General features: G+C 41.8%; 14 protein-coding genes. All 14 read right to left on the reverse strand.

Features of this window, described 5'->3' with window-relative positions; genetic code table 11:
* The gene (locus tag ACUW85_RS03275; RefSeq protein WP_182023162.1) at positions 1–435 is read right to left on the reverse strand and encodes a glycosyltransferase family 2 protein; all 435 of its coding nucleotides are present in this window, start codon (positions 433–435) and stop codon (positions 1–3) included.
* A 318-nt stretch (positions 436–753) separates the two neighbouring features.
* The gene (tuf, locus tag ACUW85_RS03280) at positions 754–1,941 is read right to left on the reverse strand and encodes an elongation factor Tu (protein WP_048727763.1); all 1,188 of its coding nucleotides are present in this window, start codon (positions 1,939–1,941) and stop codon (positions 754–756) included.
* 168 nt (positions 1,942–2,109) lie between these two features.
* Positions 2,110–4,203: an elongation factor G gene (gene fusA, locus ACUW85_RS03285; RefSeq protein WP_016896551.1), complete on the reverse strand. Its 2,094-nt coding sequence runs from the start codon at positions 4,201–4,203 to the stop codon at positions 2,110–2,112.
* Positions 4,204–4,313: 110 nt separating this feature from the next.
* Complete coding sequence (gene rpsG / locus ACUW85_RS03290) at positions 4,314–4,784, reverse strand: 30S ribosomal protein S7 (protein ID WP_016896550.1); 471 nt, start codon at positions 4,782–4,784, stop codon at positions 4,314–4,316.
* Positions 4,785–4,809: 25 nt separating this feature from the next.
* Entirely contained in the window at positions 4,810–5,220 is a 411-nt protein-coding gene (gene rpsL, locus ACUW85_RS03295; RefSeq protein WP_026465805.1) for a 30S ribosomal protein S12, read from the reverse strand.
* A 313-nt stretch (positions 5,221–5,533) separates the two neighbouring features.
* Entirely contained in the window at positions 5,534–7,060 is a 1,527-nt protein-coding gene (gene lysS, locus ACUW85_RS03300) for a lysine--tRNA ligase (RefSeq protein WP_182023163.1), read from the reverse strand.
* Positions 7,061–7,288: 228 nt separating this feature from the next.
* Positions 7,289–7,624 carry an ArsR/SmtB family transcription factor gene (locus tag ACUW85_RS03305; RefSeq protein ID WP_182023164.1) on the reverse strand — a complete coding sequence of 112 codons (336 nt, stop codon included), beginning with the start codon at positions 7,622–7,624 and terminating at the stop codon, positions 7,289–7,291.
* 49 nt (positions 7,625–7,673) lie between these two features.
* The gene (locus tag ACUW85_RS03310) at positions 7,674–8,603 is read right to left on the reverse strand and encodes a PLP-dependent cysteine synthase family protein (protein WP_182023165.1); all 930 of its coding nucleotides are present in this window, start codon (positions 8,601–8,603) and stop codon (positions 7,674–7,676) included.
* 75 nt (positions 8,604–8,678) lie between these two features.
* Positions 8,679–9,554: an Hsp33 family molecular chaperone HslO gene (gene hslO, locus ACUW85_RS03315; RefSeq protein ID WP_182023166.1), complete on the reverse strand. Its 876-nt coding sequence runs from the start codon at positions 9,552–9,554 to the stop codon at positions 8,679–8,681.
* A gap of 268 nt (positions 9,555–9,822) precedes the next feature.
* Positions 9,823–11,988: an ATP-dependent zinc metalloprotease FtsH gene (ftsH, locus tag ACUW85_RS03320; RefSeq protein WP_182023167.1), complete on the reverse strand. Its 2,166-nt coding sequence runs from the start codon at positions 11,986–11,988 to the stop codon at positions 9,823–9,825.
* Positions 11,989–12,055: 67 nt separating this feature from the next.
* Positions 12,056–12,607 (reverse strand): hypoxanthine phosphoribosyltransferase, encoded by a 552-nt coding sequence (hpt, locus tag ACUW85_RS03325; RefSeq protein ID WP_182023168.1) that lies wholly within the window; start codon positions 12,605–12,607, stop codon positions 12,056–12,058.
* A gap of 197 nt (positions 12,608–12,804) precedes the next feature.
* Positions 12,805–14,256 (reverse strand): tRNA lysidine(34) synthetase TilS, encoded by a 1,452-nt coding sequence (tilS, locus tag ACUW85_RS03330; RefSeq protein ID WP_182023169.1) that lies wholly within the window; start codon positions 14,254–14,256, stop codon positions 12,805–12,807.
* 177 nt (positions 14,257–14,433) lie between these two features.
* Positions 14,434–14,994, reverse strand: coding sequence for a S1 domain-containing RNA-binding protein (locus tag ACUW85_RS03335; RefSeq protein WP_026465813.1), 561 nt, complete (start codon positions 14,992–14,994; stop codon positions 14,434–14,436).
* 95 nt (positions 14,995–15,089) lie between these two features.
* A complete protein-coding gene (locus tag ACUW85_RS03340) occupies positions 15,090–15,533 on the reverse strand; it encodes an FtsB family cell division protein (protein ID WP_034258092.1) in 444 nt (147 codons plus the stop codon).
* Positions 15,534–15,540: the final 7 nt, after the last annotated feature.

A 15,540-nucleotide genomic window follows, 5' to 3' on the forward strand; every position in this document is an offset into this window, starting at 1 on the left:
TTATATTAATCCTCGATGCCATCTCGACTGCTGTTTCGCCAAGTCTTTTAAAGTAAAAGGCGCTTGCGTCCAACAGATTGCATTCGCAACATACCGATTATTATAGGGGATTTTATTCTCCACGTAATACCGATGTAAGCGTAAAGCCAAGTCCATGTCTTCAGCCACACTATTCACATCATAACCATTCACACGAATAAGCGCTTCCTTTTTAAAGAGACCAAACCCACCCGATACATTTAAATTACCATTAAAAGCATCGCTAAAAATGCGAGAGCCCATAAAGGCTCGTGAATACTCTAGTGACTGCATAGCTGCTACCAAACTTTTAGAGATTTTTGTTTCCACAGGATATGCATGTTTAAAAACAACATCATTTGAAACGCCTAATAAACCACCAACAGCAACCGTAGTCGCATCCTCAAAGATATGCATAAAACACCAAATTTCATTTAAATTTCGCTGCCATAAGTATACTCCCTTGGTTCAAAAAAAAAGATATTGCGGCAAAATATTTCGTTATTTGTTTACATCATTCATGATATTTCGTTAGGTAACTGTTTTGCATGCATGAAAGATAGCATGGCCTTTTGGCGTACACAAAAATAGTGTCAATGAGATTCAACATGAAATCTCACCAACACTATTTATTATAGAACCTTTTATTATAGAAGCACAAAAAAAGACGACCGAGTCGTCACCCGGTCGCCTTTCCAATTTGCAAATTTGATTTTTAAAGTTTAATTGTGTTAATTAAGCTTCGATTGTAGTGATTGTACCCGCACCTACAGTACGTCCACCTTCACGGATAGAGAATTTAGTACCATCTTCGATCGCAACTGGGTGAATCAATTCAACGTCCATATCAACGTTGTCACCAGGCATAACCATAGCTACGTCTTCTGGTAAAGTGATAACACCAGTGATGTCAGTAGTACGGAAGTAGAATTGTGGACGGTAGTTAGTTAAGAATGGCGTATGACGTCCACCTTCTTCTTTAGATAAAACGTAAACTTGCGCTTTAAATTTAGTATGTGGAGTGATTGAACCAGGAGCAGCCAATACTTGACCACGTTGGATGTCTTCACGTTGAACACCACGTAATAATGCACCGATGTTGTCACCAGCTTGAGCGTAGTCTAAGTTTTTACGGAACATTTCAACACCAGTTACAACTGATTTACCGATTTGTTCAGCAATACCAACGATGTCAACTTCGTCACCTGTACGAATTTCACCACGTTCAACACGACCTGTAGCAACAGTACCACGACCAGTGATTGAGAATACATCCTCAATTGGCATCATGAATGGTTTGTCGTTGTCACGTTCTGGTTCTGGAATGTAAGTATCTACAGCTTCCATTAATTCCATGATTTTAGCTTCTTGAGCTTCGTCGCCTTGTAATGCTAATAAAGCAGAACCAGCAACTACAGGTAGATCGTCACCTGGGTAGTTGTACTCAGATAATAAGTCACGAACTTCCATTTCAACTAATTCTAGTAATTCTTCATCGTCAACTTGGTCAACTTTGTTTAAGAATACTACGAATGCTGGAACACCAATTTGGCCAGCTAAAAGGATATGCTCACGAGTTTGTGGCATTGGACCATCAGCAGCAGATACTACTAAGATCGCACCGTCCATTTGAGCAGCACCAGTGATCATGTTTTTAACGTAGTCAGCATGTCCTGGGGCGTCGATATGCGCGTAGTGACGGTTAGCTGTTTCGTACTCGATGTGTGAAGTATTGATTGTAATACCACGTTCTTGCTCTTCTGGAGCGTTATCGATTGAAGCGTAGTCTTGAGCTTCACCGAAACCGTGTTTAGCTAATACAGTTGCGATTGCAGCTGATAAAGTTGTTTTACCGTGGTCAACGTGTCCTAAAGTACCAACGTTAACATGGGGTTTTGTACGTTCATATGTTTGTTTTGCCATTTTATGTATTCCTCCTAAGAATAGAAAATATAAACCTAAATTTTATAGATTTTCAATAAGTTCATTATAGTCAAACTCGCTTCAGAAATCAAGCATCTAACCTTTGAAAAACCTAGCAGGTACTTGATTTCCACGAGTAAGCCTATGGTCAAAGTCTTAATTTAAAAATTAATCTTCTGAACCTTTACCATATTGTTTGATAATGTCTTCTTGAATAGATTTTGGTACAGCTTCGTAATGATCGAATGTCATTGTGAAAGTACCACGTCCTTGAGTTGCAGAACGTAAAGTAGTTGCGTAACCAAACATTTCTGATAACGGAACTTGTGAGTTAATCATCAACGCGTTACCACGTGGTGTTTGACCTTCAATACGTCCACGACGAGCTGATACGTGACCCATAACGTCCCCTAAGTATTCTTCAGGAACTTGGATGTCAACACGCATCATTGGTTCAAGAATTGCAGGTTTAGCAGATTTAATAGCGTTACGTAACGCTAATGAAGCAGCAACTTTGAAAGCTGTCTCAGATGAATCGACATCATGGTAAGAACCATCGTAAAGTTTAGCTTTAACATCGATTAATGGGAATCCAGCTAATACACCGTTTTCCATTGCATCTTTAAGACCAGCTTCAACAGCAGGGATGTATTCACGAGGAACCACACCACCGACGATTGCATTTTCAAATTCAAATCCAGCACCTTCTTCGTTAGGTGTGAATTCAATCCATACGTCACCGTATTGACCTTTACCACCTGATTGACGAACGAATTTACCTTGAACTTGAGTTTGTTGTGTGAATGTTTCACGGTAAGATACTTGAGGCGCACCTACAGTTGCAGAAACATTGAATTCACGTTTCAAACGGTCAACGATGATGTCAAGATGAAGCTCACCCATACCAGCGATGATTGTTTGACCAGTTTCGTGGTCAGTTGACGCACGGAAAGTTGGATCCTCTTCAGCTAATTTACCTAAAGCGATAGACATTTTGTCTTGGTCAGCTTTAGTATCTGGTTCGATAGCAACTTCGATAACCGGCTCAGGGAATTCCATTGACTCAAGGATAACTTTGTTGTCAACGTCACATAATGTATCACCTGTAGTAGTGTCTTTAAGACCTACGGCAGCAGCGATATCACCAGAGAATACTTCATCTACTTCAGAACGAGAGTTAGCGTGCATCATTAAGATACGACCTAAACGTTCACGTTTGTCTTTAGTAGCATTTTGGATGTATGAACCTGATTGAACAGTACCAGAGTATACACGGAAGAAAGTTAAACGACCTACGAATGGGTCAGTCATAACTTTAAACGCTAATGCTGAGAATGGTGCATCGTCGTTCGCACGAACTTCGATCACTTCTTCTGGGTTGTCAAATGCATGACCTTGGATTGGTGGTACATCAGTTGGTGCAGGTAAGTAGTCGATAACTGCATCAAGCATTAATTGAACACCTTTATTTTTAAAGGCAGAACCACACATTACAGGGAAGAAGTCAACGTTAGTAGTTGCTGTACGGATAGCCGTTTTCAACTCTTCTTTAGAAATCTCTTCACCTTCAAGGTATTTTTCCATAATATCTTCATTCACGTCAGCGATTGATTCAATTAGGTTTGTGTGCCATTTTTCAGCTAATTCGCGGTATTCTTCTGGAATTTCGCGTTCTTCGTATTCTCTACCGTCATCAGAAGTGTAAACTTCAGCGTTCATTTCCACTAAGTCAATGATACCTTCGAAGTCATCTTCAGAACCAATTGGTAATTGGATAGGTTGAGCGTTTGCTTGTAAACGTTCGTGGATAGTGTTTACAGAGTATAAGAAGTCTGCACCCATTTTATCCATTTTATTTACGAATACAATACGAGGTACTTTATAAGTATCCGCTTGACGCCAAACAGTTTCTGTTTGAGGCTCTACACCCGATTGGGCATCTAGTAAAGCTACTGAACCATCTAATACACGCAATGAACGCTCAACTTCAACAGTGAAGTCCACGTGTCCTGGGGTATCAATGATGTTTACACGGTGGTCTTTCCATTGTGCAGTTGTTGCAGCAGATGTAATAGTGATACCACGTTCTTGTTCTTGCTCCATCCAGTCCATTTGTGCCCCACCATCGTGAGTTTCACCGATTTTATGGATTTTACCAGTGTAGAACAAGATACGTTCAGTAGTCGTCGTTTTACCAGCATCAATGTGGGCCATGATACCGATATTACGAGTCTTTTCAAGAGGAAATTCTCTTTTAGCCATCTTATCTTTACTCCTTTTTTCTTTGATTCGTTTAATAATTGGTTTCCACAATCATTATAACGTTTTTAGAGAAAAGTCGACAATATAAATTATCGACTTTTAGAAAACTCTTACCAACGGAAATGTGCGAAGGCTTTGTTAGCTTCTGCCATACGGTGTGATTCTTCACGTTTACGAACTGAAGCACCTGTATTGTTAGCAGCATCCATAATTTCGTGTGATAAGCGTTGTTCCATTGTGTTCTCCCCACGTAGGCGAGCGTAGTTTACTAACCAACGTAATGCCAAAGTTTGACGACGTTCTGGACGAACTTCGATTGGCACTTGGTAGTTAGAACCACCAATACGACGAGCTTTAACTTCTAAAACTGGTGCGATGTTTTCGATTGCTTGTTCGAAAACCTCCATTGGATCGTTACCTGTTTCAGCTTTAATGTTGTCGAAGGCAGTATATAAAATAGTAGCTGCTTTACCACGTTTACCATCAACCATGATACGGTTGATTAAACGAGTAACTAATTTTGAGTTATAAATTGGATCTGGTAATACATCACGTTTTGCAATATGTCCTTTACGAGGCATTTGTGCTCCTCCTTTCGAATTTTAATTATTTAGGTTTTTTAGTACCGTATTTAGAACGGCTTTGTTTACGGTCGTTAACTCCAGCAGTATCTAACGCACCACGAACAACGTGGTAACGAACCCCTGGTAAGTCTTTCACACGTCCACCACGGATAAGAACAACACTATGTTCTTGTAAGTTGTGGCCGATACCTGGGATGTAAGCTGTTACCTCGATCATGTTTGATAAACGAACACGAGCGTATTTACGTAACGCTGAGTTAGGTTTTTTCGGTGTCATAGTACCTACACGTGTACAAACTCCACGTTTTTGAGGAGAGTTTGTAGAAGTAGATTTACGTTTCATTGAGTTGTAACCACGGCCTAAAGCTGGAGAACCAGATTTTTTAGTTGAGCTTTGGCGTGATTTGCGTACTAATTGGTTAATAGTTGGCATAACTATAAGCTCCTCCTTCCCATTAATGGGTGATTTTTTTGTATATACTTTATGCTCACACATCCAAGCGTGTCATAATTTTTTTGAAAAAATAAAAATCGCTTTACAGCTACGATTTCAGCTTTTCAATGTTTGTGTGCTAATGTACCAGTCAGCACGACTGTTCGATTTGGATACAAATACAGGAATCTGCATACAAAAAGCACCTTATATAATTTATCATATTCGCAAGGTCGCGTCAACAAATAATCTCAAAAAAATAAAGACCACTTTTACCCCGGCTAGCATGGGAAAGTGTGGCCTTTTTTTATACTTACTGTTCTACGTTTCTCATTGTTGGGAATAGTAAGACGTCACGGATAGATTGTGCGTCTGTTAATAGCATAACCATACGGTCGATACCAATTCCTAAACCACCTGTAGGCGGCATACCTGTTTCTAAGGCTTCTAAGAATTCTTCATCTAGTGGATGCGCTTCGTCGTTACCCTCAGCTTTTTCTTTCACTTGGGCTTCAAAACGTTCACGTTGGTCAATTGGATCCGTTAACTCGGTAAAGGCGTTACCAGATTCTGAACCTACAATGAATACTTCAAAACGATCAGTAAAGCGTGGGTCTTCTTCGTTTTTACGTGCCAATGGCGAAATCGCTGTTGGGTGACCGTAAACGAATGTTGGTTGAATTAAAGTGTCTTCAACAAATTCTTCAAAGAATTCGTTAATGACATGTCCAACTGTAAAGTTGTTTTCAACTTGTACATGGTGCTCTTTGGCAATTGCGCGAGCTTCTTCATCTGTCATTTCTTGCCAGAAATCAACGCCACTCGCTTCTTTAACTGCATCTACCATGTGTACACGACGCCATTTGCCACCTAATTCGATTGCTTGACCGTCGTAAGTGATACTTGTTGTACCTAATACTTTTTCAGCGACTGATTGGAATAAACCTTCAACTAGGTCCATCACGTCAGTCATTTTGCTATAAGCTGTATAAACTTCAAGCATAGTGAATTCAGGGTTGTGCGTTGTATCGATCCCTTCGTTACGGAATACACGACCGATTTCATACACACGTTCCATACCACCAACAACTAGACGTTTTAAGTGCAATTCTAGGGCGATACGTAGATATAATTCCATGTCTAAGGCATTGTGGTGGGTAATGAATGGACGCGCTGAGGCACCACCAGCAATGTTATGTAAGACAGGTGTTTCAACTTCTAGATAGTCGTTACTGTCTAAGTAGTGACGAACTTCACGGATGATTTGCGAACGTTTTGTGAAGCGGTCGAATGATTCACGGTTGGCAATTAGATCTAGGTAACGGTGACGGTAGATTTGTTCTACGTCTGTTAAACCATGGTATTTATCCGGTAATGGACGTAAAGCTTTTGTTAGGTGGACGAATTTCGTCGCTTTAACAGATAATTCACCAGTGTTTGTACGCATTAAAGTACCTTCAACACCAACGATATCCCCTAAGTCAGCTTTCTTCCATAAGTGGTCGTAATCCTCTTCATCGATGTGGTCACGACGCACGTAGATTTGAATATTGCCTGACATGTCTTGGATGTTCCCAAAACCAGCTTTACCCTTACCACGTTTCGTTACTAAACGACCGGCAATGGCTACGACGTCATCCATTTCAGCTAATTGCTCTTTGTTATAAGCCTCATATTTTTTGTGTAAATCAGCTGCTACTGCGTTACGTTCAAACCCTGAAGCAAATGGGTTATAGCCGCTTTCTTCTAACTCAGCCATTTTTTCACGACGGACAAGTAGTTGGTCGTTCAACCCTTCAGTCGCATCAGTAGCTTGATGTTGATTATTTTCTTCAGTCACTATATACACTCCTTACTTTATCTATCGTTATCCTCTAGTCAATTTGATACTTATCTATATTGCCAACTTTCTGTCAAAAAAGCAAGCGACCCTTGTCGACAATTTCTATCAGAACAGTTTTTTCGGATAAACTGTCGTCTCTCTATGAGAATACGAAAACACAAGCATTGTACCAAATTTTTAGGTTAAAGAAAACCTTATTATGGTAGGAACTGCTTATGCTTTCAATTATTGGTCATCCTCTTCTTTAATATGCGTAAAGGCATCCGTTAAAATTTGCAGGACATGGCTGTCTGCCTGGCTGTAAATGACCGTATTTCTTTCCTTACGTTTCTTTACTAGCCGCAATTCAAACAATTTCTTTAATTGATGCGACACTGCTGATTGTTCCAAACCTAATTCTTCAGAAATCTTAGTAGCCATCATTTCGCCTTCAGCCAATAAATATAGTATGCGTAATCTTGTCGGATCCCCCAAAGCCTTAAACATTTTACTCAAATGTTTAATTTGCTCCGGTTCAACCGTACCATGTAGATCCCCAAGATGTTCTTCTGTTTCCTTCATAAAAGCCTTCTTTCACTTTTAATAATGTTTATTCACTCAATTACTTCTATTAATTGATTGTATTGAAGTCGAAAGCACCTTCAGCAACAAATCGTCTACCATCATCTGGAATAACAACGACTACTTTTTTGTTTTGGCCTAGTGTTTTAGCCACTGCGATAGCTGCTGCAACTGCCGCACCACCTGCTGGCCCTACCAATAAACCTTCATTGATGGCTAACAAACGACTAGTTTCTTTGGCCTTGGCCAAATCAATAGCCACAATACTGTCGTATAAAGTGGTATCCAAATTCAAAGGCAATAAACCTGGGTTGAATCCAGTAGCTACACTTGGCTTAGCCATTTCACCTGACAAGAATTTGCTATCCTTATCTTCTACCGCGTAGAGTTGGATATCCTTATTCTCTTGTCTAAGGGCTGTTCCAACGCCCGTCATCGTCCCACCAGTTGCGACAGTTGATACAAAGGCATCTGGCGCGCCGTTTAAGGCTTCGATGATTTCTGGTCCTGTTGTTTTTTCATGGACGGCAGCGTTGCCCTCATCATCGTAAACATCAATAAATAGGTGGTTGCCCGCTTCAGCGTAAGCCCGCGCTTGGGTCATCGCATCTACAACACCTTGTTTGCCGGGTATTAGTTGCACTTGAGCCCCGTATGCACGCAAGATTGTCAAGTCATGGTGAGTGGCTGTATCTGGGACAAAGGCCTTTGTATCATAACCCTTGCTCGCTCCTAGTAAGGCGAAAGAGGCAGCAACTTCGGCTGTAGTTGCGACCACAATTTGTTGGTCCGCTTGTAAGCGACCCTCATTTTCCGCTACCTCAATCATGTTTAAGGCAACTCGGTCGTAAATTGATCCAGTTGGGTTAGCTGTTTCGAGTTTGACGTATACCTGGGCGGCTTTATATGGGACTGTTCGTTGCAATTTCAGTAATGGTGTTTCTCCGATTAATTGACTCATATAATTTGTAACTTCCATGTTCTAGCTCAAACCTTTCTCTATAAAATGATTGCATAGCCTTGTTGATTGTGCCTATTATAGCAAACCTTGACCTTAAGCTTGGTCTTCAATGCCTTTTAAATCTTCAGCTGTGAATTGATAGCGTTTATTACAGAATTGACATACCACTTCGGCCCCGTTATCTTCTTCGATCATAGCTGTGATTTCTTCTTTTGGTAAAGTCGCTAATCCAGCTGCAAACCGGTCTTTGTTACAGTCACAAGCGAATTGCACATCACGTTCATCTAAGAATTTGACATTTTCTTCTCCTAACAAACGGTTGATCATGTCTTTGGCTGTCGCGCCATCTGACAATAATTCGGTTACTTGCGGTGTTTCAGCAACGGCCTTTTCAACGGCTTCAATAGATGATTCAGTCACCCCTGGCATCAATTGGATCATCCAGCCACCAGCGTTAATTACTGTTTCATCCGTATCCACCAAGACACCTAAACCTACTGCAGAAGGCGTTTGTTCAGAATAAGCAAGATAGTACGTGAAGTCTTCAGCGATTTCACCTGAAACGATTGGCACTTGACCTGAGAAGGGTTCTTTCAAACCTAAATCTTTCGTTACGGTAAAAAGTCCTTCCGTTCCAACCGCACCACGTACATCAATCTTGCCTTTGTCGTTTGGATCTAGGCTGATATATGGCTCTTGAACGTAGCCTTTCACATTTCCTTGACCGTCCGCAACAGCCACTAACTTACCAGCTGGGCCATTCCCGTTGATTTGGATAGTGATTTTGGCATCATCTTTAATATCAGACCCCATCATCAAAGTACCCACTAACGTACGTCCTAGGGCTGCTGTAGAAGCAGACCATGTATCATGTTTCTTTTGTGCCTCTTGGACAATACCTGTAGCATCTACAGCTGTAATACGAATTTCACCATCAAAGGCCACTGCCTTAATTAATTTATCTGTCATTTATTTCACTCCATCATTAGGTGCTAGGCACCCATTATTCGCTTGTCGCTCTTCAACTACCATTCTAACCTAATTTGACGAACAGTGAAAATATAATAGTTAGCAAAGTGTAAAGCAACCCGGTAAATAATGACTGCGTTTATTGCTGCTAGGAAAGTCGCTTCTTTAATTGCATTGAAAAACCTCCGATAAAATGTCATCGGAGGTTTTTTATTGATTCAAGAAAAGTCGGTTCTTACACCCTAGTCGGGTTCGCTCGCGCCCTTCCTTAGTCTTGATCTATATGTGCGTTTCGCCCTTGTGGACCTTGATGATCGTCGTTGTCGTCATCAGAGTCATTAACATCATCAGCCGCTTCGGTTTGGTCTTCTGAAGTCATTTCTTCAGACCACTCACCATTACGGTATTGACGGTGCTCAGCGCCACGTTGTAAGTCTTTTTTCACTTCTTCAAAAGATTTAGCTTCTGATTCACGTTGTTGTTCGCCATCTAATGGTTCTGGCATTTCACCAGTTTCGAATAAGGCGCGAATTGTGCGTTCATCTAATGTTTCAAGTTCTAGTAATTTCTTAGCAATCACATCTAATTGATCACGGTGAGAAGCTAAGATACTTTCTGCTTCTTCCAAGCACTCGTCCATGAACTTACGTACTTCGTCATCAATTTGACCAGCCGTGCGTTCAGAGTAAGATTTGTTTTGTGCATAACCAGAAGCTGCCCCACGCATTGAGTGGTTACCTTCGTATGAAATTGGTCCAAGTAATTCACTCATACCGTATTCAGTAATCATGGCACGAACAATACCTGTCGCTTGTTCAAAGTCATTAGAAGCTCCAGAAGTTTGGGTATTGAATATTAATTGTTCAGCGGCACGTCCACCTAGTAAACCAATAACTTGTTCACGCAAGTCTTTGGTTGTGTAAAGGTTTTGGTCTTCACGAGGAAGCATAATCGCATAACCGCCAGCTTTACCACGCGGTACAATTGTCACCTTGTGGACTACACGGGCGTCGCTTAGGACTAAACCAGCAATGGTATGACCAGCCTCGTGGTAAGCAACCATACGACGTTCAACCTTAGAAATCACGCGATCTTTCTTAGCCGGACCAGCAATCACGCGGTCTTGCGCTTCATCAATATCAATCATATCAATTTGTTTCTTATCTACACGAGCTGCCACTAAAGCCGCCTCATTTAATAAGTTTTCAAGTTCAGCACCAGTAAATCCAGGCGTTTGTTTCGCTAATACCTTCAAGTCCACACCTGGGCCGAACGGCTTGTTACGGGCATGTACTTTCAGGATTGCTTCACGTCCCTTAACATCTGGACGACCAACTAATACCTGTCTATCAAAACGGCCTGGACGTAGTAAAGCTGGGTCCAATACGTCAGAACGGTTAGTTGCTGCAATCACGATAACATTATCTTTTTCAGAGAAACCATCCATCTCAACCAACAATTGGTTTAATGTTTGCTCACGTTCATCATGACCTGATCCTGGACCAGCACCACGACGACGACCAACAGCATCAATCTCATCAATAAAGATGATAGATGGGGCACTCTTCTTAGCATTTTCGAATAAATCACGTACACGAGAAGCTCCGACGCCAACGAACATTTCCACAAACTCAGAACCTGAGATTGAGTAGAATGGCACGCCAGCTTCACCGGCAACTGCTTTAGCAAGCAATGTCTTACCAGTACCTGGAGGACCCTCTAAAAGCACACCTTTTGGAATACGGGCTCCTAAAGCTTGGAATTTACGTGGATCTTTCAAGAAGTCCACCACTTCAACCAACTCTTGTTTCTCTTCATCCGCACCAGCGACATCAGAGAATCGTACTTTTACTTCTTTCTTCGATTGATCAACAGCCTTCGATTTACCCATAGACATTGGGTTGTTTCGACCGCCACCTTGGCTTTGGCTGAACATCATATACATAATCACAACGAAGAAAACAATCGGTACAGCAGTGAATAATAAGCTCAACCACATACCAGACTGGTCTTCTTCTAAGGCCGTCATTTCAGTACCGGTCGCATTCGCTGTGTCCGTAATCGTTGCAATCGTGTTGTCATTGGGTAATACGTTTACCACAAACTCAGAAGCTGAGCTTTGTTGTAAATCTTGGAAAATTGGAATCCCATCACTAGTTGATGATGATGATTCACTTGATTCCTCACCCGAACCCTTGTAAGCACCGCGGATTTGGTAAGCCCCGGCGTTGGATTGGATAGAGAAACTCTCTACATCTCCATCAGAAAGTGTTTGAATGAATTCTGATTGTGTTAACTCTTCAGTGGTACCACCAGTAGAATCACTCGTTAATGATCTAACTAATGCCATCAAAGCAAAGAACATAATCAGCCACAGCAAACCACTTCTGATGAAGGTGTTTCTATTTGGTCTGTTAGGTCTCTTTTGTTGCATTCATTTTCCCCATTCTAATTGTTGTTCTTAAAGTAGCCATCGAATAGTTATAAATATAAAAAACTCACTAATTATGGAATAAATGTGCGTAAACACTAGGCTTCAAAATACCGATATAAGGTAGCTGGCGATATTCTTCGTCAAAATCCATACCATAACCAATTACAAACTTATCAGGGATTTCAAAACCAATATAATCCACTGAAACATCTGCAGTACGGCGTTCAGGTTTATTAAGTAAAGTTACCACCTTCACACTTGCTGCATTACGGTGTTGGAACAAATCATGAATTTTTGCTAGCGTATTACCAGTATCCACGATATCCTCAACAATAATCACGTGACGACCAGATACGTCTGCATCTAAGTCCTTCAAAATTTTCACCTGACCTGATGACTCAATCCCACCGCCGTAACTTGAAATATCCATAAAGTCAATTTGTAATTTAATGTCCATTGCACGAATCAAGTCAGACATGAATGGGACAGAACCCTTCAATATACCAACCACAATCGGGTTTTTATCTTGATAATCCGCCGATAATTCCTCACCTAACACCTGAATACGTTCCGCAATTTCCTCAGTAGAAAATAAAATTTCCTCTACATCTTTATGCATGCCTATAATCCTCCACATTTCATTTCACATAATTCTAGGTTATTTTAGCAAACAACCCAATTTAATAGCAATTAATTAAGACTACTCATCCAAATCTAGCCCCTTTAGCGCAGAAAAACCACCCTAAAAAACTTTCAATAAGCGAAAAGTATTATATCAATCTTACCATTAAACGCCAACAAATACGTCAAAAACCCCTAAAATTTTACCAATACTTTAGCCCCCGCACCACTCCGGTTTACATATAAGACCTCTCCATTGAAAAAGAGGCCCCACACCTCTTGCTGGCAATCCGCTAACACAAAAATATCATCTCGGATACCAGATGGGACTTTTTCGTTGATTAAAAAGCGATTTAGCTTTTGTCGATGACCGTTTGAGAGGCTGATAAAATCTCCGGGACGGCGATTGCGCACAGTTAAGCTAACGTCAACACCCACCTCAGCCAACAAAATAGACCCCTGGTGCAAATAAGCATCCGCTTGGTCCTCGTCAAACCAACCAAATTTGACCTGGTCGCTTACTGCCACCCAGTCCTGCCAGCTTAAAACTTGCTCAGTCATTTTACCGGTGGCACCAGCACTTGCTAAGAAATCAGACCGGCCACTGGGCAGAATATAGGCCGTATCATACACCTTGACCAGGCGGTAGCCTCCGGGCAACCGCCACTCAGCTTGCCCATTCTCGCTTTGTAAGAAAGCCACCATCCGCTTAAAGCCGTCTTGCGTAAAGGCAGCCAAGGCGGCAACCCTCGTTCGGTCGAACAATCGTTGCCACAACAAGACCTGTTCAGGCAAGTCATAGTCCGCTATGGTAGGCAGATCAACTTGCCAAGTGTCATCTTTCTTCGTCAAGGCATCTCTTAAAACTTGGTCCATATAAGCCTCCGCAAACCGGCTAGTCGCTTGAGCAGCCAAGGCGAAGTCGCCCAGATGGTCGATAAGAGTGCCATCTTCCGACTCCAATTCCGGCAGATACTGCTGTCTAAACCTGTTTCTGGTATAAGACAGGTCAAGATTAGACGCGTCCTCACTAAAAGGGATCTGCCACGCCATTGCATAGTCATATAAATCAGCCTTATCCACACTTAACAAGGGGCGGAGCACATAGCCCGTCTGCAAGCCCTGGTCCAAGGGAATTGGCCGGTAGGGATGAATGCCGGCAATACTCTTCAAGCGGCCGCCATGAACCAACCGCATCAAGACTGTTTCCGCCTGGTCATTTTGATGGTGGGCAGTCACTAGGAAAGGTGACTTGGTCAAGACCATCATCCGCTCAAAGACCGCATATCGGAATTCGCGTGCCGCCAATTCCGACCGATTTGGATTCTGCGGGTCATCGTGGTCCCAAGCCACTACTTGGATAGGAATGTCTCGGTCCTCGCAAAACTTGATGACCATATCTTGCTCAGCCGTTGATTCAGGACGGAGCTGGTGGTTAATATGGATTACTGAAAAAGTCACTAATGATTTTTGACCTAAGCGGTGAAACAAATCCAACAAAACCATAGAATCGACGCCACCAGATACAGCCAATAGAAAGGGGATCTGCCCATCAATTGGCACATAGTTAGCCGGTAGTTGCGACTTCAACCGGTCTTTCGTAGCTAGTAGCCAGTCTTCCACTATCTTTAGTACATTTTCACCCATTACATACCGCTCCTTTCCTAAGTTTTTACTTTCCCGAATATTCTCTAGGTATCCCTTTCTATCATAGACACGGTTAAACATCAAAGAGGTCTGCGACAAATTGCCACAGACCCCTCTCAATAAGTGTCTACACTTAGTTTTGGGCCTGTAACCTTAGTTACGACCCACTATATCTTATTAAGAACGACGGCCGCCTCGACCACCGCGTTTACCTTCTGTATTACGTTTTAAAGAAGTTAAACGGTCATCAGAATCTTTTAAGAATGATGACATCAAACTATCGAAATCATTTGTACCCGCTTTATTACCAGCGTTAGACTTGAATGAATTCCCGCCACCAAAGTTTGAACGACCACCTGAATGGTTGTTTGATTTTGGTTTACCTTGATAGCCACCACCACGGTTGTCGCGGTTGTCATCTTTACGGAAGTTTTGGTTGCCACGGTCGCGACCGCCACCATCGTTGTTTCCGCGATTAGAAGACGCTGGTTTGCTTGCGCCATCTGCGTTTAAACGACGGATTGACAATGCAATCTTACCGTCATCAGCTACATTGGTCACTAAAACAGTTACTTCATCTCCAACCGATAAGACATCGTTGATATCTTTCACGTAGCCTTCAGCTACTTCAGAGATGTGGACTAAACCATTTTTGCCTTCTCCTAAATCAACAAATGCACCAAATTTTGTAATCCCTGTAACTTTTCCGGTAACTTTATTTCCTACTTCAATTGCCATGTATCCCAAATATCCTCCTTGAAATTCTTGCATCCGGTAAATGGATTTTTATCCGGACGAGTAAAGCTATTTCTAGTTTACCTTGTTATCGCAATTTATTCATCATTATTTTCTTGATTTTGTAAATAAGCCTTATTTAAGATTTCAGCTTGTTTAGAAGCGTTATCTTCAGGTACACTGAAGATAACTTCCCCATCTTTACTTAAGTAATAACGTGACCGCGCTAATTTAGCCACGTATTCATCATCTTTCAGTAAGGATGCTTGTTGACTTAAGGTGTCAATCGCCTTTTGTTCACCGGCAATTTCATCCTCAGTTAAAGCAATTTGTTCTTCAACGCCTTGTTGGTCCTTGTGCGCTGCATAAGCAGTCGACACACAACCCAAGGTCACAACAGCGAAGATACCAACGATAAGCCTTGTAATCCAATCAGCTGTGGTCCTTGGTTTTCGTGACCACTTCTTGGTTTTTGCTTTACGGTGTTCTGCTAATGATGTCACTTTTTTGCTTTCACGGTCGGGACGATCTTCTGGCCGCATAGCAAAA

The sequence above is a fragment of the Aerococcus sp. 150760013-2 genome (assembly GCF_053627715.1).